We start from the raw sequence: 21,038 nt of genomic DNA, 5'->3' as shown, positions 1-21,038 counted from the left end.
AACTCTATAATGCCTGCGATTAAAAATAATCATCAGCTAAACTTGTCAAGCATAAATGCTGTAAGTGAGTAAAAAATGAGCCGAACTAGTCGCTTGATTGACCGACGATTAGCGAAAGCTTTGGTCATCTTGCAAGCGTGTATGATACCTGTTTCAGCCTTGGTAGCGTGGGTCTTGAAAGACTCGACTGCGGCTTTGAGTGCAGCTTTAGGTGCACTTGTGTGTTGGCTAGCCAGTTGTTATTTTTCATGGCAGTCGTTCAGAGCTGCAGGTGCAAGAGCTTCGAAACAGGTTCTTTCGAATATGTATCGGGGTTTGCTCGGTAAGTTTGCAATAGTGATTGTTGGATTCGTTTTGATTTTAATCAATGTCAAACCGTTGTCAGCGGGGGCATTGTTTTGTGGTTTTATACTCGTTCAGACCATGACGTGGGTCGCTCCATTTTGGGCGTCACGCCTATCAAAATGAGTTTAGTCGCAACAAAAATTGAAAAGTTTTTTAGAAGATTAACGAGATATCAAGCAGCACGCGATATTCGTTAACTCTAATTTAGTATTTGACATTAACCAGGTGTGATTTATGGCTGCTGACGAACATACCCTTACCTCGTCTGAGTATATTCAGCATCACTTAACCAACATGACGTATGGCAAAATGCCAGACGGCTCGTGGAAGTTAGCTGAGACTGCTGAAGAAGCGAAAGAGATGGGGTTCACTGCTATACACTTGGATTCGATGGGTTGGTCAATCGGCCTTGGTGTTATTTTCTGTTTGTTATTCTGGTGTGTAGCGAAAGCTGCAAACTCTGGTATTCCTACCAAGCTCCAGTCTGCAATTGAAATGATTATCGAGTTTGTTGACTCAAGTGTCCGCGACACATTTCATGGCAAATCACGCTTAATTGCACCACTAGCATTAACCATTTTCGTGTGGATTTTCCTCATGAACTTAATGGATTTAATCCCAGTTGACTTTATCCCGTATACAGCTCAATTGATCGGTGCAAACGTATTTGGTATGGATCCTCACCATGTTTACTTCAAAATTGTTCCAACGACTGATCCAAACGTTACCTTAGGTATGGCGTTATCAGTATTTGCGTTGACTATTTTCTATAGTATTCGTGAGAAAGGGATTGTCGGATTTGGTGCAGAATTTGCACTTAACCCATTTAACCCAAGTAACCCATTTTTAAAAGCTTTATTAATTCCAGTCAATATTTTACTCGAATTAGTAACTTTTATCGCGCGTCCAATTTCATTGGCACTGCGACTGTTCGGTAACATGTATGCAGGTGAGTTAATCTTCATTCTGATCGCGTTATTACCGTTCTGGATTCAATGGGCATTGTCTGTGCCGTGGGCTATTTTCCATATTCTTATTATTACCTTACAAGCATTCATTTTCATGATGTTGACTATCGTATATATGAGTATGGCTAGCGAAAAGCATTAATTATATTGCTCGACCACATTGAGTGGTTGAGCTAAAGTTTTTTTGTTTGATTTAAACTCAACCTTTGAGGATTTTTTCATGGATTTAGTAGTTGGCTTATCTGCTGTTGCAGCTGCTCTTTTAATCGCGTTTGGTGCTTTAGGTACTGCGATCGGTTTTGGTCTTTTAGGTGGTCGTTTCCTTGAAGCTGTAGCTCGTCAACCTGAATTGGCTCCACAACTTCAAACACGTATGTTCTTAATCGCAGGTCTTCTTGATGCTGTGCCTATGATTGGTGTTGGTATTGGCTTATTCATCATCTTTGCTAACCCGTTCACAACTTTGTTAGCTGGCTTGGTTTAATTCGCTAAATTCCGAAATCAACTATTTGAGGAATTGCAATGAATATCAACCTCACATTGTTTGGCCAAGCGATTGCATTTGCGATTTTCGTCGCATTCTGCATGAAGTTTGTATGGCCACCACTAATCAATGCGATTAGTGAACGTCAGCGCCGTATTGCTGATGGCTTAAATGCAGCTGAAAAAGCAAAAGCAGATCTTGCTGATGCTCAAGCGCAAGTTAAGCAAGAAATTGATGCAGCGAAAGCACAAGCGGCTCAATTGATCGAACAAGCGAACCGTCGTGGTGCGCAATTGGTTGAAGAAGCTCGTACCCAAGCATCTGCTGAAGGTGAGCGTATTCGTCAACAGGCTAAAGAAGCTGTTGATACAGAAATCAATTCTGCACGCGAAGAATTACGTCAACAAGTAGCTGCTTTGGCAGTGACTGGTGCAGAGAAAATTCTGAACCAACAAGTTGATGAAGCAGCTCACAATGCCATGCTTACTCAGCTGGCTGCTAAACTTTAAGCGAGGCGATTATGGCTGAATTCTTGACGTTAGCACGCCCGTATGCAAAAGCAGCATTTGCTTTCGCTTCTGAGCAAGGTGCAACTGACAATTGGTCTAATGTGTTACAAGTGCTTAGTGCTGCTGTGCAAGATGAAGCATTTTCCGCTTACTTGAGTCGCCCTGAGCTTACTCCTGTAGAGCAGGTGAGTCTTTTTGCAAAAATTTTAGGCGAAGATCAAACCGCAGCTGTGTCAAACTTTTTGACATTGCTTGCTGAAAATGATCGTTTGGCGCTTTTACCTGAAATTGAAACAGAGTACGAACTGCTTAAATCACAGAATAACAATGTTGTTGATGTAGTGATTGAAACTGCATTACCAATCAATGCTGAACAAGAGCAACTGCTTAAAACTGCATTAGAAAAACGTTTTAATGCGAAAGTAGATGTGACTGTTGAAGTTAAACCAGCGTTAATCGCAGGTGTTGTTATTCGTGCAGGCGACCAAGTGATAGATGATTCTGCGCTTAACAAGCTTGAAAAAATGCGGACTCGTCTTCTTGCGTAATATTGCTTGAAAATAGCTGCGTAGACGAAGACTGAACTTAATTAAAGATTGAGGTATAGCGCAATGCAACAACTGAATCCATCCGAGATCAGTGCGCTCATTAAACAGCGTATCGGCGATCTGGACACCAGCGCAACCGCAAAGAACGAAGGAACCATTGTTATGGTTTCCGACGGTATTGTGCGTATTCACGGTCTTGCTGATGCAATGTACGGTGAGATGATCGAATTCGACGGCGGCCTTTTTGGTATGGCACTGAACCTAGAACAGGATTCAGTGGGCGTCGTTGTTTTAGGTAACTACTTAAGCCTTCAAGAAGGTCAAAAAGCGCGTTGCACAGGTCGTGTATTAGAAGTTCCGGTTGGTCCAGAACTTTTAGGCCGTGTAGTAGATGCTTTGGGTAACCCAATTGATGGTAAAGGCCCAATTGATGCAAAATTAACTGATGCTGTTGAAAAAGTAGCACCAGGCGTAATTTGGCGTCAATCAGTGGATCAACCTGTACAAACTGGTTATAAATCAGTAGATACAATGATCCCTGTAGGCCGTGGTCAACGTGAGTTGATCATTGGTGACCGTCAAACTGGTAAAACAGCAATGGCGATCGATGCGATCATCGCTCAGAAACAATCTGGCATTAAATGTGTATACGTAGCAATTGGTCAAAAACAATCGACTATCGCTAACGTAGTACGCAAGCTAGAAGAAACTGGCGCTATGGCGTATACAACTGTTGTAGCAGCAGGTGCATCAGATCCAGCAGCAATGTTGTATTTGGCTCCGTATTCTGGCTGTACAATGGGCGAATACTATCGTGACCGTGGTGAAGACGCGCTTATCATTTATGATGACTTGTCTAAGCAAGCTGTTGCGTATCGTCAAATTTCATTGCTTTTACGCCGTCCACCAGGTCGTGAAGCGTACCCAGGTGACGTATTCTATCTTCACTCGCGTCTACTTGAACGTGCTTCTCGCGTATCTGCTGACTACGTTGAAAAATTCACTAACGGTGAAGTTAAAGGCCAAACTGGTTCATTAACTGCATTACCGATTATTGAAACTCAAGCGGGTGACGTATCTGCATTCGTACCGACTAACGTAATTTCGATTACTGATGGTCAGATCTTCTTAGAAACATCATTGTTCAACGCGGGTATTCGACCTGCTGTGAACGCGGGTATCTCTGTATCTCGTGTTGGTGGTTCTGCTCAAACGAAGATTATTAAGAAATTGTCTGGTGGTATCCGTACCGCTTTGGCGCAATACCGCGAATTGGCAGCATTTGCTCAGTTTGCTTCTGATCTTGATGAAGCAACACGTAAGCAACTTGAACATGGTCAACGTGTAACTGAATTAATGAAGCAAAAACAATATGCTCCATATTCAATTGCTGACCAAGCTGTTTCAATCTATGCATCTAACGAAGGTTATATGACTGACGTTGAAGTGAAGAAAATCGTAGACTTTGATGCTGCGTTAGTTTCTTACTTCCGTTCAGAACATGCTGCGTTAATGCAAGAAATCGATACCACTGGCAACTATAGCAAAGATATCGAAGCGGCAATCAAAGCAGGTATTGAAAGCTTTAAAGCGACTCAAACTTACTAAGATAAGCTTTAGTTAAGTTTGGTTCACGGAATCAACCTTCGGAGGCTCGAAAGGGCCTTCGAATACTAGGTTTAGCGTATGGCAAATTTAAAAGAAATTCGCGCCAAAGTAGCTAGTATCAAAAGCACGCAGAAGATTACTCGCGCGATGCAGATGGTAGCAGCTTCTAAGATGCGTCGTGCGCAAGAGCGCATGGCTCAGGGCCGTCCGTATGCCGAAAATATGCACCGTGTAATTGCTCACTTAGTACAAGCGAACCCTGAATACAAACACCGTTATATGGTTGAACGCCCTGTAAAACGCGTTGGCTATATCATTGTTTCTTCAGATCGTGGTTTGGCAGGTGGTTTGAACATTAACTTGTTCAAGAAAGTTGTTAAGCATGTACAGCAGCAACAAGAGCAGTCAATTGAAGTTCAATTTGCTTTAATTGGTCAAAAAGCGGTTTCGTTTTTTAAAAACTACGGCGGTAAAGTTCTTGGTGCAACGACGAATGTCGGTGATACACCAAGTCTTGAACAGTTATCTGGTTCTGTACAGGTGATGTTGGATGCTTATGATAAAGGCGAGTTAGATCGTATTTATCTAGTGTCAAACGGCTTTGTCAATGCCATGACTCAAAACCAAAAAATCGAACAACTTGTTCCTTTGGCTGCTGCTGAAGAAGACAAGTCTCTTAACCGTCAATACGGTTGGGACTACATCTATGAACCTGAAGCTGAAGAGCTTCTGAATGGTTTGTTGGTTCGATATATTGAGTCTGTGGTGTACCAAGGTGTGATTGAAAACATCGCATGTGAGCAGTCTGCGCGTATGGTTGCAATGAAAGCTGCAACGGATAACGCAGGCGACATCATTAAGAGCCTACAACTTATTTATAACAAGCTGCGTCAAGCCGCGATTACTCAGGAAATTTCTGAGATCGTTGGTGGTGCCGCTGCCGTTTAACATTATTTTGAATTGAGGAGACAGCAATGAGTAGCGGTCGTATCATTCAGATCATCGGCGCGGTTATCGACGTCGAGTTTGAACGTAATAACGTTCCTAAGATCTATGACGCTCTCCAAGTTGACGGTACTGAAACTACTTTAGAAGTTCAGCAACAACTTGGTGATGGTGTAGTTCGTACAATCGCAATGGGATCTACTGAAGGTCTTAAACGTGGTTTGAACGTCATCAACACTGGCGCACCGATTTCTGTTCCAGTAGGTACAGCAACTCTTGGTCGTATCATGGACGTTCTTGGACGCCCTATCGATGAAGCAGGTCCTGTAGCAACTGAAGCACGTTTACCGATTCACCGTGCAGCACCTTCTTATGCAGAACAAGCAGCATCTACTGACCTTTTAGAAACTGGTATTAAAGTCATCGACTTACTTTGCCCGTTCGCGAAAGGTGGTAAAGTTGGTTTGTTCGGTGGTGCCGGCGTTGGTAAAACTGTAAACATGATGGAATTGATCAACAACATCGCAAAAGCTCACTCAGGTTTATCTGTGTTTGCTGGTGTTGGTGAGCGTACTCGTGAAGGTAATGACTTCTATCACGAAATGAAAGATTCTAACGTTCTAGACAAAGTAGCAATGGTTTACGGTCAGATGAACGAGCCACCGGGTAACCGTTTACGCGTAGCGTTGACTGGTTTGACCATGGCTGAATATTTCCGTGACGAGAAAGACGAAAACGGTAAAGGCCGTGACGTTCTATTGTTCGTAGATAACATCTATCGTTATACACTAGCAGGTACTGAAGTATCAGCACTTCTAGGTCGTATGCCATCTGCAGTAGGTTACCAGCCTACACTTGCAGAAGAGATGGGTGTTCTTCAAGAACGTATTACATCGACTAAGTCTGGTTCTATTACGTCAATCCAAGCGGTATACGTACCTGCCGATGACTTAACAGATCCATCGCCTGCAACAACATTTGCTCACTTAGACGCAACTGTTGTATTGAGCCGTGACATCGCATCTTCTGGTATTTACCCAGCGATCGATCCACTAGACTCAACTTCACGTCAGCTTGATCCATTAGTTGTTGGTGCTGAGCATTATGAAATTGCACGTTCTGTACAGAACATTTTGCAACGTTATAAAGAGCTTAAAGACATCATTGCAATTCTTGGTATGGACGAATTGGCTGAAGAAGATAAATTGGTTGTTTACCGTGCGCGTAAAATCCAACGTTTCTTCTCTCAACCGTTCCACGTAGCTGAAGTATTTACTGGTGCACCTGGTAAATTAGTATCTCTTAAAGAAACGATTCGTGGCTTTAAAGGTCTTCTAGCTGGTGAATACGATCACATTCCAGAACAAGCGTTCTATATGGTTGGTGGTATTGACGAAGTTATTGCTAAAGCCGAGAAACTTTAATTAGCTGCTCTAATTTAGGAGATTCTCATGGCGACTATGCAATGTGACGTTGTAAGTGTAAAAGAGTCTTTGTACTCTGGCACTGTAACTATGCTAATTGCGAAGGGTGCTGGCGGTGAGTTGGGTATTATGCCTGGCCATGCTCCGTTAGTAACTTTGCTTCAACCGGGCGCGATCCGCGTTCTGTTGGAAAACGGTACAGAAGAGTTAATCTATGTATCGGGTGGTGTTCTTGAAGTTCAGCCGCATATCGTTACGATTCTTGCAGATACTGCAATTCGTGCCGAAAACTTAGATGAAGCAGCAATTATTGAAGCGCGTAAAAACGCTGAAGCTTTGCTTGCAAATCAAAAGAGCGAGTTGGACACTGCTGCTGCACTTGCTGTCTTGGCAGAAACTGTTGCTCAGTTGGAAACGATCCGCAAAATCAAAAACCGCGCTCAATAAGCGATGGTTTGAGATTGAAGAAACCACCCGAGAGGGTGGTTTTTTTTGGTTCTGTTGCATTAAGGAATTGAAGTCGAAATAACTTGGCTAAACCCTTGTCTTAGCTAACAAATTGATACAGTGATCCTATGGAATCACTTAATCACTTAATCACTTAATCACTTAATCCCTTAAAATCATATTATTCTTTCCTCATCATATGCATTAAGTCTATTCCAGATAAAATAATATGGGCTGATCTAAATGATTTAAAGCCGAGCATAGTTCTCACTCTTTTTTTTAGAAATCGATGGTCTTGTTCTATTCGATTATTTAGATACTTATTTTGTATGATCCTAATCGGCTTAAATTGAGTAAATCCAACATTAAAATATTCAATCGCCTTCTTGTTCGTACTACTTTTATCAAAAGTAACTCGAATTGGACAAGCATGTTTACTGATTGCTTTTTTAAAGAATCTATGAGCAGCCCTTGTATCATGACGTTTCGTCAACAAGAAATCTACCGTTTTACCTGCTAAATCAATCGCTCGATATAAGTAATGCCATGTTCCTTTGATTTTGATATAGGTTTCATCAATATGCCAAAACTGCTGTAAGGGCTTCTTATATCGAAGGATAAGCTTGTTGAATGTTAGTGTGATTTTTAGAATCCAGCGATGCAATGTTGAATGATCAAAATTGATTCCTCATTCTGACATCATCTTTTCTAAATTACGCAGGCTTAAAGAATATGCCAAACACCATCTAACGCATTGTACAATCATATCAGTTGGATAATGTAAACGTTTAAATGCACTGGAAAATGACATGTTAAGCTTCTTTAAAATTCAATAGCAGCTCAAACTATTCTTAATGCGACAGAGCCATTTTTTTATGCTAATTTGGTCACAATAATTTAAAGGATATAAAAATGACAAGTCCTATTTTTTTTTCATGAATTGCCTATTGAACAAATAAAAAAAATGTCTGAAGAAGACATTGAACAAATAATTCAAGCTGAACAGCATTATTACGATAATAAGCCTCATACGATTTATCATTTGGCTGTGAATGGAGCTAAAACAAAACAAGGCGGATTACTAAAAGCTTCTTCTGATATTTTGAAAGTTAAGGGGGTGTCTATTGGTCGTGTAGGAGATAATGTAATTTATGCTGATGGCACAACTTCAAAAATTATTTCGGGTGCCGGGGAGGTCTGTATTGTTGAGGGGGCTTCTGTGGCATTGGTGGGTAGTCGTTTAGAAAACGGTGACGAAATTGTTGATAGTCCTATTACAGCAATCACAATCCGTATTTTTAAAGATCAACCAACATCTAAGAATTTTCTTAGTCATGACTAAATTTTAAGGACTGGGATAATGAAAGGTTTTGCGATTAACAATGCACCGACGGATCACGGTGGGATTATCCCTTCTACTCAATTAAGAAGTTCTCAACAAGGTAATAATTTTGTTCGAGCTAGCGATGGACATTTCTGCCCTAAATGTAAGTGTTGGTCTACTGTCATTAAAAGTAATGATCATATCATTTTTGATGGTAAGGCAGTCGCTTTTGTAGGGGATTCTTTGACCTGTGGGGCGAAAATATTACCTCAACAATCTCATGTTGTCGGTGATGCAGGGGGGAGAAGTTCGGGAACCTCAAATCGTTATAGCTTACAGTCTACTAACACTCAATCAAATACAAGCAACAGTTTAGTGGCAGATAAGAAAAAAGAACCTTGTCCACCAGAATGTGTTGTAGAAACTGTTACTTTTAATTCATCACCCGGTCCGTATGTCATTTCAATGGAGATGTGGAAGAAAATTTTAGAATATGAAAAATTTGAACCTAAGCCTTATCAGCCGGGTGATGATCTTAGTGGTGTAACATTAGCGATTGGTTATGATCTCGGTCAACAATCAGAAGCTCAAATTAAAGCCGATCTAACGCCTTTTTATACTGAAGCTCAGATTCAGAGATTGTTAAAAGCCCAAGGAAAAAAGGGAGCTTCCGCTAAGGCTTTAGTCCCACAATTATTAGATATAACAATTACAAAGGAAAAAGGTCTGCACTTGGCTACAGTGCTTAAGACAAGATATGCCAACCAGACGCTTTCCGTTTATCCTAATGCGTTAAAGCTTCATCCTCATTGCCAAGGTGTTTTACTTTCGCTGGTATTTAATCGTGGACCAGGATTAACAGAACCAAAGAATGGCGGAACAACACGGAAACATATGCGTCAAATTAAAGAAGCCTTAGAATCAAATAGTCCCGAAAAAATTCCTGATATTTTTAGAGATATGTCTAAACTTTGGAATAAAACAGGACCGAAAGGAAACAGCGGTGTAGGGAAGCGACGCAGAGATGAAGCAGATATATTTGAAAAAGGGCTTAAGTGTGATTGTTATGAATAGAAAATTTTATTTTTTCATTTTAATGATGTTATTCGGTAGCACTTTAGTATTCGCCGATACCGATTTTCAGGTTAAGTGTGTTCCAAACAGCACAATTCACAATGATATTTTGGGTTGTTATATTGATGAGTTTAAAGATGTTGATAAGAAACTTAATACGACTTATAAGAACAAAATGGCGATTTTAAAAAAGAATAAAATGAATAAACTTCAACAATTACAACGTAGTTGGGTGATAAAAAAAGAAAGAAAATGCGTAGTAGATGAAGCAAACTATGGTCGTGAAAGTCATTTTGATGCAATACAATGCCAAATTGATATGAGCAAAGAGCGCATTGAGTTTATAAAAAAATACAAATGATGTTTGTATTATTAAATACAACTACGCAATAAATAGCTCGATGTTTTAAAATATGATTTTAGCCATATTTCAAAGAGTTCTGTCGCACTAAGGAATTGAAGTTTTAATAATTTGGCTAAACTCTTGTCTTTGCTAACGAATTGATACAATGATCCTATGGAATCACTTGATCCCCTAAAATCAAACTGTCCTTCCCTCATCATATGCATTAACTCTATTCCAGATTAAATAATCTGGGCCGATCTAAATGATTTAAAGCCGAGCCTAGCTCTCACTATTTTCTTTATAAATCGATGATCTTGTTCTATTCGGTTATTTAAGTATTTATTTTGTTTAATGGTGATCGGCTTACATTGAGTAAATCCAACATTAAAATGATCGATTGCCTTTTTGTTTGCACCACTTTTATCAAGAATGACTCGAATAGGACTAACATGTTTGCTGATCGCTTTTTTTAAATATCGATAAGTAGCCTTGGTATCACGACGTTGAGTCAATAAGAAGTCTACCGTTTTACCTGCTGAATCAATGGCTCGATATAAGTAATGCCATGTTCCTTTGATTTTGATATAGGTTTCATCAATATGCCAAAACTGCTGTACAGGCTTCTTAAATCGAAGAACGAGCTTATTGAATATTGGCGTGATTTTTAGAATCAAACGATCCAATGTTGAATGATCGAATCTGATTCCTCGTTCTACCATCATCTCTTCTAAATTACGCAGGCTTAAAGAATATGCCAAATACCATCGAACGCATTGTGCAATTACATCAACTGGGTAATGTAAGCGTTATAGTAGCTCAATCTCTCCTTTATGCGACAGAACCTTGTATTCTCGGACAATCCATCTTCTTATTGATTAGACTATTCATTGAATCCAATGGTTTTGATTTAATTTTTTTTAATGCTATCACGTAATCAAATTAATTCTTCGCTAGTTAATGAATGAAATAATTAGGTCATTAATCTATATTCTTTGTACAATAATTCTGTTTATCTTTTGCTATTTTTCTACTTTAATTGGTTGTTTTTTGAGCATATGGTCTTGTTACGCATGAGCAATGGTTTTAATAAAGCGCTTTGTGTTTTGTTTAAGCTTTGATAATTTCTGTAAAAAATAAAAATGTGATTTGGAAGCTGCTGCACTTGCTGTCTTGTCAGAAACTGTTGCTCAGTTGGAAACGATCCGAAAAATCAAAAATCGCGCTCAATAAGCGATGGTTTGAGATTGAAGAAACCATCCGAGAGAGTGGTTTTTTTATTAATTTTTCAAAACTTTAACTACAACTAAAATAGGTATTTGCAAAAAAATTATTTTTCAAAAGATAATAATAACTCGCATAAAAGCTCAATATTATTTGTTCATCTCCACATGATTTTTACCCTCTCTCAGTAATGTTTTGAACCAAACTGTAAAGATAAGCCGAAGTTAAAAAAATAAATGATAGTTTAAGTTCACTGGATACGTGTCTGCATAGTAGAAAGCTGTATTTATTTCGCTTCAATATTAGTCTTTTCAAGGCGAGAACTTTCAAAGCTGGAGACACGACAGAATCATTATTTTTGATTAATAAGGGAAAAATTATGACGTATCAATCGATTAACCCATTTACCAATCAAAAAACGAAAGAATATAAATCCCACACAGAACAAGATATTCAACAATCACTCAATCAAGCAGCACAAATACTCAAATTAGACTGGACTCAAAACGTTGAGTTAAGAATAGATGTGTTGAATCAATTAGCGAAAAATTTAGAGTCACAAAAAGCAGAACTGGCAAAACTCATTACGCAAGACATGGGTAAATTGATTGAGCAAAGTGAAGGCGAAATTGATAGCTGTATTGCGATCGCAGAATATTATGCAAAGAATGCTAAAGAGTTCTTAGCACCTATTCCTTATAAAACAGATCACGGTGAAGCGTGGGTGGAGCATCATCCACTGGGTATCATTATGGCGGTGGAGCCTTGGAATTTTCCGTTTTATCAGCTGATGCGCGTATTTGCACCAAACTGTGCGATCGGAAATCCAGTATTAGCTAAACACGCAGGTATTGTGCCGCAATGTGCTGAAGCCTTTGAAAAGTTGATCTTAGAAGCGGATGCACCCAAAGGTGTATGGACCAACTTATTTATTAGTAGCGATCAAGTCGCCGATATTATTACGGATAAACGCGTACGTGGTGTTGCATTAACAGGCTCTGAAGGTGCGGGTAGTGCAGTCGCTGAACAAGCAGGTAAATATCTCAAAAAATCGACGCTTGAGTTAGGTGGGAATGATGTCTTTATTGTATTGGACGATGCTGACATAGAGCGTGCAATTCAATTGGGCTGCCAAGCGCGTGTGAATAATTCGGGACAAGTCTGTACTGCTGCTAAGCGATTTATTTTACATGAGAAAATCGCTGATCAATTTAAAATAGGCTTAGTCGCTGCATTTAAGCAATTGAAAATCGGTGATCCGCTTGATCGTCAAACGACACTTGGTCCATTGTCATCAGAAAATGCTTTAAAGAATTTAGTGAAACAGGTCGATAAAGCAGTTCAGCAAGGTGCAACTTTAGTTGTCGGTGGAAAAGCAGTAGAACACGAGGGTTACTTCTATGAGCCAACCATTTTAGAAAATATCACTCGTGACAATGAAGCTTGGTATGAAGAGTTTTTTGGGCCTGTTGCACAAATTTATATCGCGAAGGATGATGATGACATTGTTGAAATTGCCAATGACTCCAATTATGGTCTCGGTGGTGTGATTCATGCGACTGATATCGAACGAGCGAAAAAGCTAGCATCACGTGTTGAAACAGGGATGATCTGGATCAATTGGATTACGGATACAGCACCAGAATTACCTTTCGGTGGGGTGAAAAATTCAGGTTATGGGCACGAGCTGTCGATTGATGGATTTAAAGAGTTCGTACAGAAGAAACTGGTCGTGGTGAAGAAGAGTTAAATCTTTCTAGATTTAAATGAAGTGAGATTTTAATGAAGAATATTCATTCTAAAAGTTAAAATATTCATAAGAAAGCTATCTATAAGATGGCTTTCTTTCATTGTTTCGGTCTTTTATCGTATCCATGACTTAGGGGTGACATTAGTCATTGCTAAGAATTTCAAACTCACCATTTCCGATAATCTTAACCTTAAATAATGCATCAAACCCTTCATCTCGACTTGGATCTTCTAATTTTTTAAACGTCGCCCTAACCCCGACTTCAGGAATTTTAGCTTTGCCTTCACGATGACTATTTCTTTGTAATGTACTGGCTAAATCTGTTTCAAAATAATACGAAATCACTTCAAAGCCAGCATCATTAGCGCGTTGAATATAACGGGCGCGGTCAAGTTTGCTTGGGTTGGTATTATCAATGACCATCTTTGTTTTAGACGCGAGACATGCTTCAAAAATGATATTTTCCCGATGTCTAGTTTTCAACATATCTAAACTTATTCTAAGATGAAGATGTGATAAATTGAGTAGATAAAAGCTCGATTTACCAGACGCTTGTACGCCAGTAAAAATGATAAGTTGCATCTTCTGTCTTTGTCCAAAGTATAGATGTAAGCGATTAAACTATGTCTGTTAAGCTGTGAAAATACAATGCTGCCTTAGAGCGGAAGTGATAAATATAATCAGGATAATAGGTTTAATTTTGAAATTTAAATATAAAAAAACGGTAACACTCTTTTTGATGACAGTTGTTGGTGGTTTAAATGCATGTCAAAGCCATTATGTTATGGAGCCAACCAAACCTACCGAAGCCATTTTGGTTGCTGAATCCTATGCAAATGGAATGAGTGCAGTGCTGGACATTCCTTATTTGACCGCGTATGAAAACCTTAAAGGAGCTTATCAGTACTGTATAGCTTTCTCTAATTATGAAAATTTTGTATATACCGATAATTTACTTGAAGAGCATTTAGAACAGGTCACATTATTTGCCCGAACGCCAAATGATCATTATTTGCATAAGGCGACATTGGAAAAAGTACAGCAAAATAAAACCAGATTGACGCTCTATTTACCGAATAATTATCGTTTTGCCAAAGCACGATTTAAACAAGATATTAAACGTGCTTATGGGACAGATCGCGAATGTAATATGACCTGATTCTATCTGTTTCAATTTTGATAGATGTATCTTTTGATAGATGAATCTTGAAAATAGTGAACAACATCTTTAAAAATTAACTTTCGTTTGATTCTTCGATGGATTGATTTTCATCATTTGCACTGTCTGAACCTGGCGCAAATAAAGTCACCAACTTAAACATTTCGCCTTGAATAGAACCCATTTGCTGTTCGATCTTCTTAAAATCAACTTTACTTAAATCCACTTCACCATTTAAAAAAGGAGAGGCCAAAGCTTGTTGGTTGATCGATAAAATATTTTGACGAATTTGATCAATTTCTTGGCTTTTTAGATTAAGCCCATTTAATGTGGATTCAAGCCCTTTAAGTTGTTGCTGTAAGTTATTTGCTGAAGCTTGTAAGGCTTGATGATCTTTTAAGTCGATTGCCTGCTTAAGTTCATCTTGTGCGTTTTGAAGTTGACCTAAATATTCACCTGCTTTTAACTGCATGTCTGCAACATCACGAGCAATGTAGAAATAATTGCCACTTTTTAAATCAGCTTGAGCTTGTTGAGGCTCTGAACTTGTATTGAGTTCAGATGATGTTGTTGACGTGGATTGAGCGGTATTTTCATCTTTTTCAACTGAGTTTTGAAAACTGCTATCACAACCCATCACCAATATGACGGATGCGAAGAGAGTGAAGGGGAGCAATGCTCCTTGAATCAGCTTTTTCATGACTTTAACAAACTTTATAACAGCATTAATTGAAATATAGAGACTAACTGTGGAGTTAAAATAGATTGTTGCAAAGTCATAACAAATCTATGTTTTAAAGTGTGGGCTTTGCATCAGCATGAGTGAAATTCAGGTTTAAAATGGATAAATTGAAGAAGGAATATCGAACAATGCTGTTGAGAGTGTCGTTTTTAAGACTTTGCGAGTTTTGTTGTTGAAAGACATGGGTGATGATTTTTCATTAAAGGCCAAATCTACAATGTATATTATAGATTTGGCTGAATATACTGGTGCTTATTTTGCAAGTTCAGCCTGAATTGCACTAACAATACGTTCATCATCTGCAGTGATATCTGGTGCGAATCGAGCGACAACTTCGCCTTTCTTATTCACTAGAAATTTTTCAAAGTTCCAGAGCACTTCAGGTTTAGGATTCGGTGTTAAACCATAATCGACTAAATCTTTCCACCAAGGACCTTCACCAAGACGCTCTGGAATTGCCTGAGTCAATGTTTGGTACAAAGGATGTTTATCATCTCCTGCAACAGAGATTTTTGCGAAGAGAGGAAAATCCACGTCATAGGTTAAAGAACAAAATGCTTGAATCTCTTCGTCTGTTCCAGGCTCCTGAGCAAGGAAATTATTCGCAGGAAAGCCTAAAATTTCTAATCCATCTGCTTTCTTTTCGTTATAAAGTTTTTGTAAGCCTTCATATTGCGGTGTTAATCCACACTTAGAAGCAACATTTACAATTAATAGAACTTTGCCTGCATATTGGCTAAGATCGATTTGTTCACCTTGAATCGTCTGTACTGGAATATTAAATATTGAAGCCATGTTGAATTCCTAAATAAATGAACTGAATGGATAATGTTTTAACGTGCTTTGTCTTAAGACTCAAGCAAAGTTTCATTTCATCTGCATCAGTTCAAGTACAAAAAAACAGGCGATATGCCTGTTCTTTGACTTAACCCATAAAATGCTATTTTAAAGGTATTTTAGATTGTCATTTAAGCTGCCATGTTGACTTTACTTTGTAAATCTTGCATGTCTTTCAAGATTGACTCTTGTAGTTCAACACCTTTCTTTTGAAGTTCATTTATTTTTTCCATATTCGGAGTTTTTTCAATACCAGCTTCTGCAAGCTCTACACCTAACTCATTTGACTGTTTCATTTTTTCTCTTAAGTTAGAGGCTTCAGTACTTTTGATTTTTAATGCATCAAGATCGTCATTAAACGTATCCATATATTTTTCCATTTTATCGACAACACCTTCTAAGGCTTTTTGATCACCTGATTGAGCGGCTTGAGTCACTTCAGTTTGGAAGCTGAGTGCTTCTTGTGCTTTGGTATTGGACAGCATTTCTAATTGTGCTAAATCAGTTTTAATATCGGCCATGACATTGTTACTTAGGGTTGTCATTGCTGGAGTATCATTTTTTTCAGCAACGGCCGTAGTATTCTCATTCGGTTTTTTATCACATGCAGCTAATGCTAAAGTGGTCATACACATTGATGCTAATAGTAATTTTTTCATGTTAATCCTCTTTATTTTTTAAGTAGGTAAATGACGATTGTGTTTAACTTTTTTCTAGCTAACTTTTTAGCTAATCTCATAACTAACTAGCTAATCTCATAGCTAAACAGTGTGTCGTTAATTTTTTCGCTCTGCTTATAAACTCGCATAGCAACAATTGGCGGTCTATGGTGTTTTTGTAGATAAGCTTTGCAGAATATGAGAAATGTATCTTAATTATATGCTTTTGATTGCTTGTTTTATTTTTTATAATCTATATGGTAATTAGAAACATCATTAATGACGATGATGGATTTATCATGAAAAAAATAAAATTGAATGACGTGATTTTCACGTAAAAGATGAGTATTAAAAGGACTGTTATTGAATGAGGCTTCAGAATAAGCATTTAAGTTGGGCACTGGCTTTGCCTGTAATCGCTGTTTTAATTTGGTCTTTTAATATTGCAATTTCACGTTATGTTGCAGATTATATTTCTCCAGTCAGTATCAGTTTTTATCGCTGGTTAATTGCATTTGCCATTTTGACACCTTTTATCATTCCAAAAGTTTGGCAACAGCGTGAACTCATTCGGCCTCATCTTTGGCAATTGGCCTTCTTAAGTCTGTGCGGCATGGTTCTATATCAAGGACTGGCATATACAGCAGCGCATTATACGACAGCCACCAATATGGGCATCATTAATGCCTTTATTCCGATCTTCACCATCTTTGTGTCCATTCTTATCTTAAAAGAAATTCCAACACGTTTTGCTGTGATTGGCAGTATCTTGTCCTTTGCGGGTCTACTGTATGTGATCAGTCAGGGGCGGTGGGAAAGCCTGATGAATCTCGCAGGTCATTGGGGTGACGTGCTGATGATCATCGCTGTTTTCTTTTATGCATTTTATGGTGTGTTTCTAAAGAAATGGCAGCTCAAATTACCTTTGATGATCAGCTTATACATACAAATCGGTTTTGCGATTATTTATCATGTGCCCTTTGTGATGGTCTTGGGTTTAGATCCAATCCAATCTGATAATTTTGCAAGCGTTTTATATGCAGGGATTTTTCCTTCAATATTGGCACCTTTGGTGTGGATGATGGCTGTGCAACGCATTGGACCAAACCAAACCAGTATTTTTATGAATTTGATGCCTATTTTTACAGCCATCATTGCTTATATTTGGCTTAATGAGGCTTGGACGATTTATCATACGATTGGCGGTATTGTGATCTTGTTAGGTGTCGGTTTAGCTCAAAGGCGGATTTGAAAAAATATTAAAAAATATAAGTCCTGTTTTATTTTTGTTTAAAAATAAAACAAACGGCACAATATTCTTAAAAAATATTTTTAGGATTATTTTTTTACTTATTGTTATTAGGTCTTAATGTTGAGTAAAAATATCCATATTAATTAAATAAAAATAATCACTTAAATATATTGGTAAAACAAATATAGAGGTAACTTATAAAAATATCGACTTTTAAAGAAAAAGTCAGAATTTGTACATCAAATTAATATGTTGCATAATAGCGCTATCGCAAATCATCCACTGTTTTCAGTTTATATGTGGTTTGCTTCGTGATTTATGAACCCTCTGGGTGTGATTACACATCCATTTATATGCTCAGTCTCCCTTTTTTGACTGAGCTTTTTTTTGTCTTAAATTTGGTGTTTTTTCAATTTAAAAATACAAAAACCCAAACAGATTTTAAGCACGAATGATCTCACCGGTTATGGCATCGATAATTTTACTGGGTTCTTGACTCAGTCCCAAATCACCATTCAGATAATTTAATTGATGACCAAAATAGTGATTTACCTCCTGAATTGATCGGGCAGCTTCTAAACCAGCAGGGTTGGCACTGGTTGAAACGATAAATCCATTAAATGCGTTACAAAGGGCAATACATTGAGGGTGGTTGGTGACGCGCACGGCAACTTTAGGATGATGACCTTTAATCCATTTTGGAATATGTTCATCTGCGGGCAGTAGCCATGTCGTTGCGCGATCTTGATTGGACAGATTAGACCAGCTTTCAATGACTTGATGACGGATTTCTGGATCAAGGCGAACCAATAAGTGCTCAACTTGACTGAGCTGACCTGCCAATAAGATAACGCCTTTCTCAATCGGTCTTTGTTTTAAGCGAAGTATTTCATGAAACGCTTTTTCGTTGAAAGGATCACACCCCAAGCCCCATACTGCCTCTGTTGGATAGGCCAAAACATTACCTTGCGCTAAACATTGAGCAGCCTCAGCAACTGAGGTTGTAAGCATAACAATTCACCTTTTGCAGTCTAAATCGTTATTGTGGACCTTAATTAATCTGACGGCAACGTAGAAATAGTCCTGATTGTTGAATAACAAACCCCATAAGCTCTAACTCCATGAGGGCTGCCGTTAATTGCGCCGTATCAGAATTGAGTGCATGAGCTAACTGATCTAAATCTTGGCCCACCCAATCTAATTGTTGGTAAATCTTATAAAGATGCTGAGGAATCTGCGGACTTATTTCTTGCGCTTCAATACTGCTTATTTTAGTTAAAGGCTGATTTTGTTGATGTTGCCATTGCGCAGGTAAAGCTAGATCCTCAATAATTTGCTCAGGATGATCCACTAAAATCGCACCTTCACGAATCAATTGATGACAGCCTTGATGAAATTCACTGTAAATATGACCCGGAATGGCGAATGTAGTTTTACCTTGATTCGCCGCTGCTTGTGCTGTGATGAGTGAACCGCTTTCAAGTTTTGCTTCAGCAACTAAAACGCCCAGACTTAAGCCGCTCACAATTCGATTCCGTCGAGGAAAATTATGTTTGAGAGGTTTGGTTTCAGGAAGAAATTCGGAAATAACAGTTCCTGAGTGATCTAATATATTTTGTTGTAAGCTGCGATTTTGGCTAGGATAAACCTGATCTAATCCTGTCCCAATCACAGCAATAGTACGTTGGTTTTTGAGCGCACCTAAATGTGCCGCTTCATCGATGCCTTGGGCTAGGCCACTGGTGATAAAAAAGCCCTTTTGACTCATGTAAAAAGCAAAATCAAAGGCGACTTGTTTGCCATGCGGACTGGGTTTGCGACTGCCGACGATCGCCAGTTGGGCTTGGCTTAAATTTTGTAAATTTCCCTGACCAAATAAAATAGGTGGGCGATCTGTATAGGGCATGAGTTGTTTGGGATAATCATCTTCAATATCGAGCAGAATGAAATCTGTATGCAGTTTAATTTTATCCAAACATTGGTTGAATTGAAATTGCCCCGTAACACTTGAAAAATCAGTCGCACGTTGAATATGATTTTTATGAATATTAAGTTCAGCCCAACGATTTAAATGTTTGGGCTGAACCGCATTTTCAACAGATCCAAAATGTTGAATGACTTTATGAAATGAAGAAAGAGAATGTTGAACGAGATACCAAAGTTTGATGTAGCTTAACTGAACTTCAGAGATCTCATTTAACATGCGCATTACCTTTTAATTTTCAGTCATTGGTGATGGTTTTAATTCTGCACCCACTTTAATCGGTAAGGTGCTATCTAGCACATAGGCATAGCTCAATTGATCAAACACTTTAAAGATCATGACATTGCCAACGCGTTGACTTGGTAGCTTGACCACTTCATTGGTTTTAGGATCTTTGATCACTTCACCTTGTTGAAAGACACTGAGCACATGACCTTGTTTTGAGCCGTGTTGCGCACCTCGATCAATACTTACCACACTATGTTGGGCAGCCGTTCCAATAGAACCCATGACACGAATGATTTTGCCATCTGGAACAATATCTGTGTTGGTTGCTGGATAGAATAAACTTGGCAAATTAGCATCATATTTTGGTAAGACGTAATCACCACGACGTACTTCAGCATTAAAACTTTTGGTCAGTTCTAGGGTTGCAATATTATTCTCATCGGCCACTGCTGTAGCAGAAGCGACTTCAGTGAGCTCTAAACCTGCATTGTATTTTTTGCCATTTTGATCGATGAAAATATACGGTTTACCTTCACGATAAACACCATAAGATTGACCTAATGAAATACCTTGACCGCGCGCATAAACAGTTTGACCTTGTCCTGCGACAATACGATTATCTGCAGTGCCTAAAATATAAGGTGTGTTTTGTATAGATTCTGGAGCAACGACAATACTATGATCTAACCAAGGCTGAATATGCGCCAATGGAATGATTGGAATGGTATTATTCAGTGACTCTACGCGAACTTGTGGTTTAAGCGTAACTCCACCCAAATGACGTCGGATGACACCCTCACAACCATCGCCCTCATCTTTACCAATAAGTGGGCGACCATCTAAGGTACAGAGAAGTAGTCGATCTCCTGGATAAATCCAATGTGGATTTTTGACATGTTTATTTGATGCCCAAATTTCAGGCCAACGCCAAGGTTTACTTAAAAATTTACCCGAGATATCCCACAGAGTATCTCCCTTTTTTACAACATACACATGTGGGGCGCTAGATTTTAATGCGGGTGGGCTTATATTTGGACTTGCTTGTGTGATTTGAGTTGTCATGAAGCCAGCACTTAAACATAGGGCCACTGCAAGACATTGTTTTTTTAACCCCTTAGCTTGGAAAAGTCCCAGGCTATATAAAACCTTTTTCATTATCATAATTCCCTAAAATTATGTGTCCA

General features: G+C 38.7%; 21 protein-coding genes and 4 pseudogenes. 16 read left to right on the top strand and 9 right to left on the bottom strand.

The features are described 5' to 3' along the window. Positions 1 to 75: 75 nt before the first annotated feature. The 9 genes from V5M36_RS14895 (at position 76) to V5M36_RS14855 (ending at position 7,278) form a co-directional block, all read left to right on the top strand. Positions 76 to 468 carry an ATP synthase subunit I gene (locus tag V5M36_RS14895; protein ID WP_338560402.1) on the top strand — a complete coding sequence of 131 codons (393 nt, stop codon included), beginning with the start codon at positions 76 to 78 and terminating at the stop codon, positions 466 to 468. A 111-nt stretch (positions 469 to 579) separates the two neighbouring features. Continuing rightward, positions 580 to 1,455 carry a F0F1 ATP synthase subunit A gene (atpB, locus tag V5M36_RS14890; RefSeq protein WP_338560400.1) on the top strand — a complete coding sequence of 292 codons (876 nt, stop codon included), beginning with the start codon at positions 580 to 582 and terminating at the stop codon, positions 1,453 to 1,455. A 78-nt stretch (positions 1,456 to 1,533) separates the two neighbouring features. Continuing rightward, positions 1,534 to 1,797 (top strand): F0F1 ATP synthase subunit C, encoded by a 264-nt coding sequence (gene atpE, locus V5M36_RS14885; protein ID WP_338560397.1) that lies wholly within the window; start codon positions 1,534 to 1,536, stop codon positions 1,795 to 1,797. Positions 1,798 to 1,835: 38 nt separating this feature from the next. Beyond that, on the top strand, positions 1,836 to 2,306 hold the full coding sequence (locus V5M36_RS14880) for a F0F1 ATP synthase subunit B (RefSeq protein WP_338560395.1): 471 nt from the start codon (positions 1,836 to 1,838) through the stop codon (positions 2,304 to 2,306). Between the two features lie 11 nt (positions 2,307 to 2,317). Continuing rightward, the gene (locus tag V5M36_RS14875) at positions 2,318 to 2,854 is read left to right on the top strand and encodes a F0F1 ATP synthase subunit delta (protein ID WP_338560393.1); all 537 of its coding nucleotides are present in this window, start codon (positions 2,318 to 2,320) and stop codon (positions 2,852 to 2,854) included. A 63-nt stretch (positions 2,855 to 2,917) separates the two neighbouring features. Further along, positions 2,918 to 4,462: a F0F1 ATP synthase subunit alpha gene (atpA, locus tag V5M36_RS14870; protein WP_338560391.1), complete on the top strand. Its 1,545-nt coding sequence runs from the start codon at positions 2,918 to 2,920 to the stop codon at positions 4,460 to 4,462. A 78-nt stretch (positions 4,463 to 4,540) separates the two neighbouring features. Continuing rightward, positions 4,541 to 5,410 (top strand): F0F1 ATP synthase subunit gamma, encoded by an 870-nt coding sequence (gene atpG / locus V5M36_RS14865; RefSeq protein ID WP_338560390.1) that lies wholly within the window; start codon positions 4,541 to 4,543, stop codon positions 5,408 to 5,410. 26 nt (positions 5,411 to 5,436) lie between these two features. Beyond that, the gene (gene atpD / locus V5M36_RS14860) at positions 5,437 to 6,831 is read left to right on the top strand and encodes a F0F1 ATP synthase subunit beta (RefSeq protein WP_338560387.1); all 1,395 of its coding nucleotides are present in this window, start codon (positions 5,437 to 5,439) and stop codon (positions 6,829 to 6,831) included. Positions 6,832 to 6,858: 27 nt separating this feature from the next. Beyond that, a complete protein-coding gene (locus tag V5M36_RS14855; protein ID WP_338560384.1) occupies positions 6,859 to 7,278 on the top strand; it encodes a F0F1 ATP synthase subunit epsilon in 420 nt (139 codons plus the stop codon). Positions 7,279 to 7,459: 181 nt separating this feature from the next. Here V5M36_RS14855 and V5M36_RS14850 read toward each other — a convergent pair whose 3' ends face one another. Next, a complete protein-coding gene (locus V5M36_RS14850; RefSeq protein ID WP_445206286.1) occupies positions 7,460 to 7,942 on the bottom strand; it encodes an IS6 family transposase in 483 nt (160 codons plus the stop codon). Between the two features lie 248 nt (positions 7,943 to 8,190). Here V5M36_RS14850 and V5M36_RS14845 point away from each other — a divergent pair. From V5M36_RS14845 to V5M36_RS14835, 3 genes and pseudogenes are all read left to right on the top strand, one after another. Beyond that, a pseudogene (locus tag V5M36_RS14845) lies at positions 8,191 to 8,620 on the top strand (PAAR domain-containing protein). 15 nt (positions 8,621 to 8,635) lie between these two features. Further along, positions 8,636 to 8,926, top strand: a pseudogene (locus V5M36_RS14840) (PAAR domain-containing protein); the annotation flags it as partial. Positions 8,927 to 9,668: 742 nt separating this feature from the next. Next, positions 9,669 to 10,037 (top strand): lysozyme inhibitor LprI family protein, encoded by a 369-nt coding sequence (locus V5M36_RS14835; RefSeq protein WP_338560382.1) that lies wholly within the window; start codon positions 9,669 to 9,671, stop codon positions 10,035 to 10,037. Positions 10,038 to 10,264: 227 nt separating this feature from the next. Here V5M36_RS14835 and V5M36_RS14830 read toward each other — a convergent pair. Then, positions 10,265 to 10,804, bottom strand: a pseudogene (locus V5M36_RS14830) (IS6 family transposase); the annotation flags it as partial. A gap of 355 nt (positions 10,805 to 11,159) precedes the next feature. Between V5M36_RS14830 and V5M36_RS14825 the strand changes: the two are divergent. Both V5M36_RS14825 and V5M36_RS14820 read left to right on the top strand, forming a co-directional pair. Further along, positions 11,160 to 11,252, top strand: a pseudogene (locus tag V5M36_RS14825) (F0F1 ATP synthase subunit epsilon); the annotation flags it as partial. A gap of 370 nt (positions 11,253 to 11,622) precedes the next feature. Further along, on the top strand, positions 11,623 to 12,993 hold the full coding sequence (locus V5M36_RS14820) for an NAD-dependent succinate-semialdehyde dehydrogenase (protein WP_338560380.1): 1,371 nt from the start codon (positions 11,623 to 11,625) through the stop codon (positions 12,991 to 12,993). A 141-nt stretch (positions 12,994 to 13,134) separates the two neighbouring features. Here the strand turns inward: V5M36_RS14820 and V5M36_RS14815 are convergent, their stop codons facing one another. After that, positions 13,135 to 13,575 carry an AAA family ATPase gene (locus tag V5M36_RS14815; RefSeq protein ID WP_338560379.1) on the bottom strand — a complete coding sequence of 147 codons (441 nt, stop codon included), beginning with the start codon at positions 13,573 to 13,575 and terminating at the stop codon, positions 13,135 to 13,137. Between the two features lie 157 nt (positions 13,576 to 13,732). Between V5M36_RS14815 and V5M36_RS14810 the strand changes: the two genes are divergently transcribed. Further along, positions 13,733 to 14,152: a hypothetical protein gene (locus V5M36_RS14810; RefSeq protein WP_338564258.1), complete on the top strand. Its 420-nt coding sequence runs from the start codon at positions 13,733 to 13,735 to the stop codon at positions 14,150 to 14,152. Between the two features lie 76 nt (positions 14,153 to 14,228). On the opposite strand, the gene V5M36_RS14805 is transcribed toward V5M36_RS14810, so the two are convergent. The 3 genes from V5M36_RS14805 to V5M36_RS14795 form a co-directional block, all read right to left on the bottom strand. After that, positions 14,229 to 14,852, bottom strand: a complete 624-nt coding sequence (locus tag V5M36_RS14805) for a hypothetical protein (RefSeq protein ID WP_338560376.1) — start codon at positions 14,850 to 14,852, stop codon at positions 14,229 to 14,231. Between the two features lie 294 nt (positions 14,853 to 15,146). Continuing rightward, complete coding sequence (locus V5M36_RS14800) at positions 15,147 to 15,689, bottom strand: glutathione peroxidase (RefSeq protein WP_338560373.1); 543 nt, start codon at positions 15,687 to 15,689, stop codon at positions 15,147 to 15,149. A 173-nt stretch (positions 15,690 to 15,862) separates the two neighbouring features. After that, positions 15,863 to 16,390, bottom strand: coding sequence for a hypothetical protein (locus V5M36_RS14795; protein WP_338560371.1), 528 nt, complete (start codon positions 16,388 to 16,390; stop codon positions 15,863 to 15,865). Positions 16,391 to 16,757: 367 nt separating this feature from the next. Between V5M36_RS14795 and V5M36_RS14790 the strand changes: the two genes are divergently transcribed. Continuing rightward, entirely contained in the window at positions 16,758 to 17,642 is an 885-nt protein-coding gene (locus V5M36_RS14790) for a DMT family transporter (RefSeq protein ID WP_338560368.1), read from the top strand. Positions 17,643 to 18,083: 441 nt separating this feature from the next. Here V5M36_RS14790 and V5M36_RS14785 read toward each other — a convergent pair whose 3' ends face one another. The 3 genes from V5M36_RS14785 to V5M36_RS14775 are packed head-to-tail and all read right to left on the bottom strand — an operon-like array spanning position 18,084 to position 21,009. Then, complete coding sequence (locus V5M36_RS14785; RefSeq protein ID WP_338560366.1) at positions 18,084 to 18,653, bottom strand: L-threonylcarbamoyladenylate synthase; 570 nt, start codon at positions 18,651 to 18,653, stop codon at positions 18,084 to 18,086. 40 nt (positions 18,654 to 18,693) lie between these two features. After that, positions 18,694 to 19,845, bottom strand: a complete 1,152-nt coding sequence (gene dprA, locus V5M36_RS14780; RefSeq protein WP_338560364.1) for a DNA-processing protein DprA — start codon at positions 19,843 to 19,845, stop codon at positions 18,694 to 18,696. A 12-nt stretch (positions 19,846 to 19,857) separates the two neighbouring features. Beyond that, the gene (locus tag V5M36_RS14775) at positions 19,858 to 21,009 is read right to left on the bottom strand and encodes a LysM peptidoglycan-binding domain-containing protein (protein ID WP_338560362.1); all 1,152 of its coding nucleotides are present in this window, start codon (positions 21,007 to 21,009) and stop codon (positions 19,858 to 19,860) included. Positions 21,010 to 21,038: the final 29 nt, after the last annotated feature.

This window comes from Acinetobacter sp. KS-LM10, from assembly GCF_036896575.1.
Lineage (GTDB): Bacteria > Pseudomonadota > Gammaproteobacteria > Pseudomonadales > Moraxellaceae > Acinetobacter > Acinetobacter avistercoris.
Note: the sequence above shows the minus strand (reverse complement) of the source record. Positions and strands in the feature narration are given on the sequence as shown.

Excerpts from the sequence above, each read along its gene's own strand:
- V5M36_RS14895 (WP_338560402.1), top strand. The coding sequence starts at position 76 with ATGAGCCGAACTAGTCGCTTGATTGACCGACGATTAGCGAAAGCTTTG.
- atpB (WP_338560400.1), top strand. The coding sequence starts at position 580 with ATGGCTGCTGACGAACATACCCTTACCTCGTCTGAGTATATTCAGCAT.
- atpE (WP_338560397.1), top strand. The coding sequence starts at position 1,534 with ATGGATTTAGTAGTTGGCTTATCTGCTGTTGCAGCTGCTCTTTTAATC.
- V5M36_RS14880 (WP_338560395.1), top strand. The coding sequence starts at position 1,836 with ATGAATATCAACCTCACATTGTTTGGCCAAGCGATTGCATTTGCGATT.
- V5M36_RS14875 (WP_338560393.1), top strand. The coding sequence starts at position 2,318 with ATGGCTGAATTCTTGACGTTAGCACGCCCGTATGCAAAAGCAGCATTT.
- atpA (WP_338560391.1), top strand. The coding sequence starts at position 2,918 with ATGCAACAACTGAATCCATCCGAGATCAGTGCGCTCATTAAACAGCGT.
- atpG (WP_338560390.1), top strand. The coding sequence starts at position 4,541 with ATGGCAAATTTAAAAGAAATTCGCGCCAAAGTAGCTAGTATCAAAAGC.
- atpD (WP_338560387.1), top strand. The coding sequence starts at position 5,437 with ATGAGTAGCGGTCGTATCATTCAGATCATCGGCGCGGTTATCGACGTC.
- V5M36_RS14855 (WP_338560384.1), top strand. The coding sequence starts at position 6,859 with ATGGCGACTATGCAATGTGACGTTGTAAGTGTAAAAGAGTCTTTGTAC.
- V5M36_RS14835 (WP_338560382.1), top strand. The coding sequence starts at position 9,669 with ATGAATAGAAAATTTTATTTTTTCATTTTAATGATGTTATTCGGTAGC.
- V5M36_RS14820 (WP_338560380.1), top strand. The coding sequence starts at position 11,623 with ATGACGTATCAATCGATTAACCCATTTACCAATCAAAAAACGAAAGAA.
- V5M36_RS14815 (WP_338560379.1), bottom strand. The coding sequence starts at position 13,575 with ATGCAACTTATCATTTTTACTGGCGTACAAGCGTCTGGTAAATCGAGC.
- V5M36_RS14810 (WP_338564258.1), top strand. The coding sequence starts at position 13,733 with ATGACAGTTGTTGGTGGTTTAAATGCATGTCAAAGCCATTATGTTATG.
- V5M36_RS14805 (WP_338560376.1), bottom strand. The coding sequence starts at position 14,852 with ATGAAAAAGCTGATTCAAGGAGCATTGCTCCCCTTCACTCTCTTCGCA.
- V5M36_RS14800 (WP_338560373.1), bottom strand. The coding sequence starts at position 15,689 with ATGGCTTCAATATTTAATATTCCAGTACAGACGATTCAAGGTGAACAA.
- V5M36_RS14795 (WP_338560371.1), bottom strand. The coding sequence starts at position 16,390 with ATGAAAAAATTACTATTAGCATCAATGTGTATGACCACTTTAGCATTA.
- V5M36_RS14790 (WP_338560368.1), top strand. The coding sequence starts at position 16,758 with ATGAGGCTTCAGAATAAGCATTTAAGTTGGGCACTGGCTTTGCCTGTA.
- V5M36_RS14785 (WP_338560366.1), bottom strand. The coding sequence starts at position 18,653 with ATGCTTACAACCTCAGTTGCTGAGGCTGCTCAATGTTTAGCGCAAGGT.
- dprA (WP_338560364.1), bottom strand. The coding sequence starts at position 19,845 with ATGTTAAATGAGATCTCTGAAGTTCAGTTAAGCTACATCAAACTTTGG.
- V5M36_RS14775 (WP_338560362.1), bottom strand. The coding sequence starts at position 21,009 with ATGAAAAAGGTTTTATATAGCCTGGGACTTTTCCAAGCTAAGGGGTTA.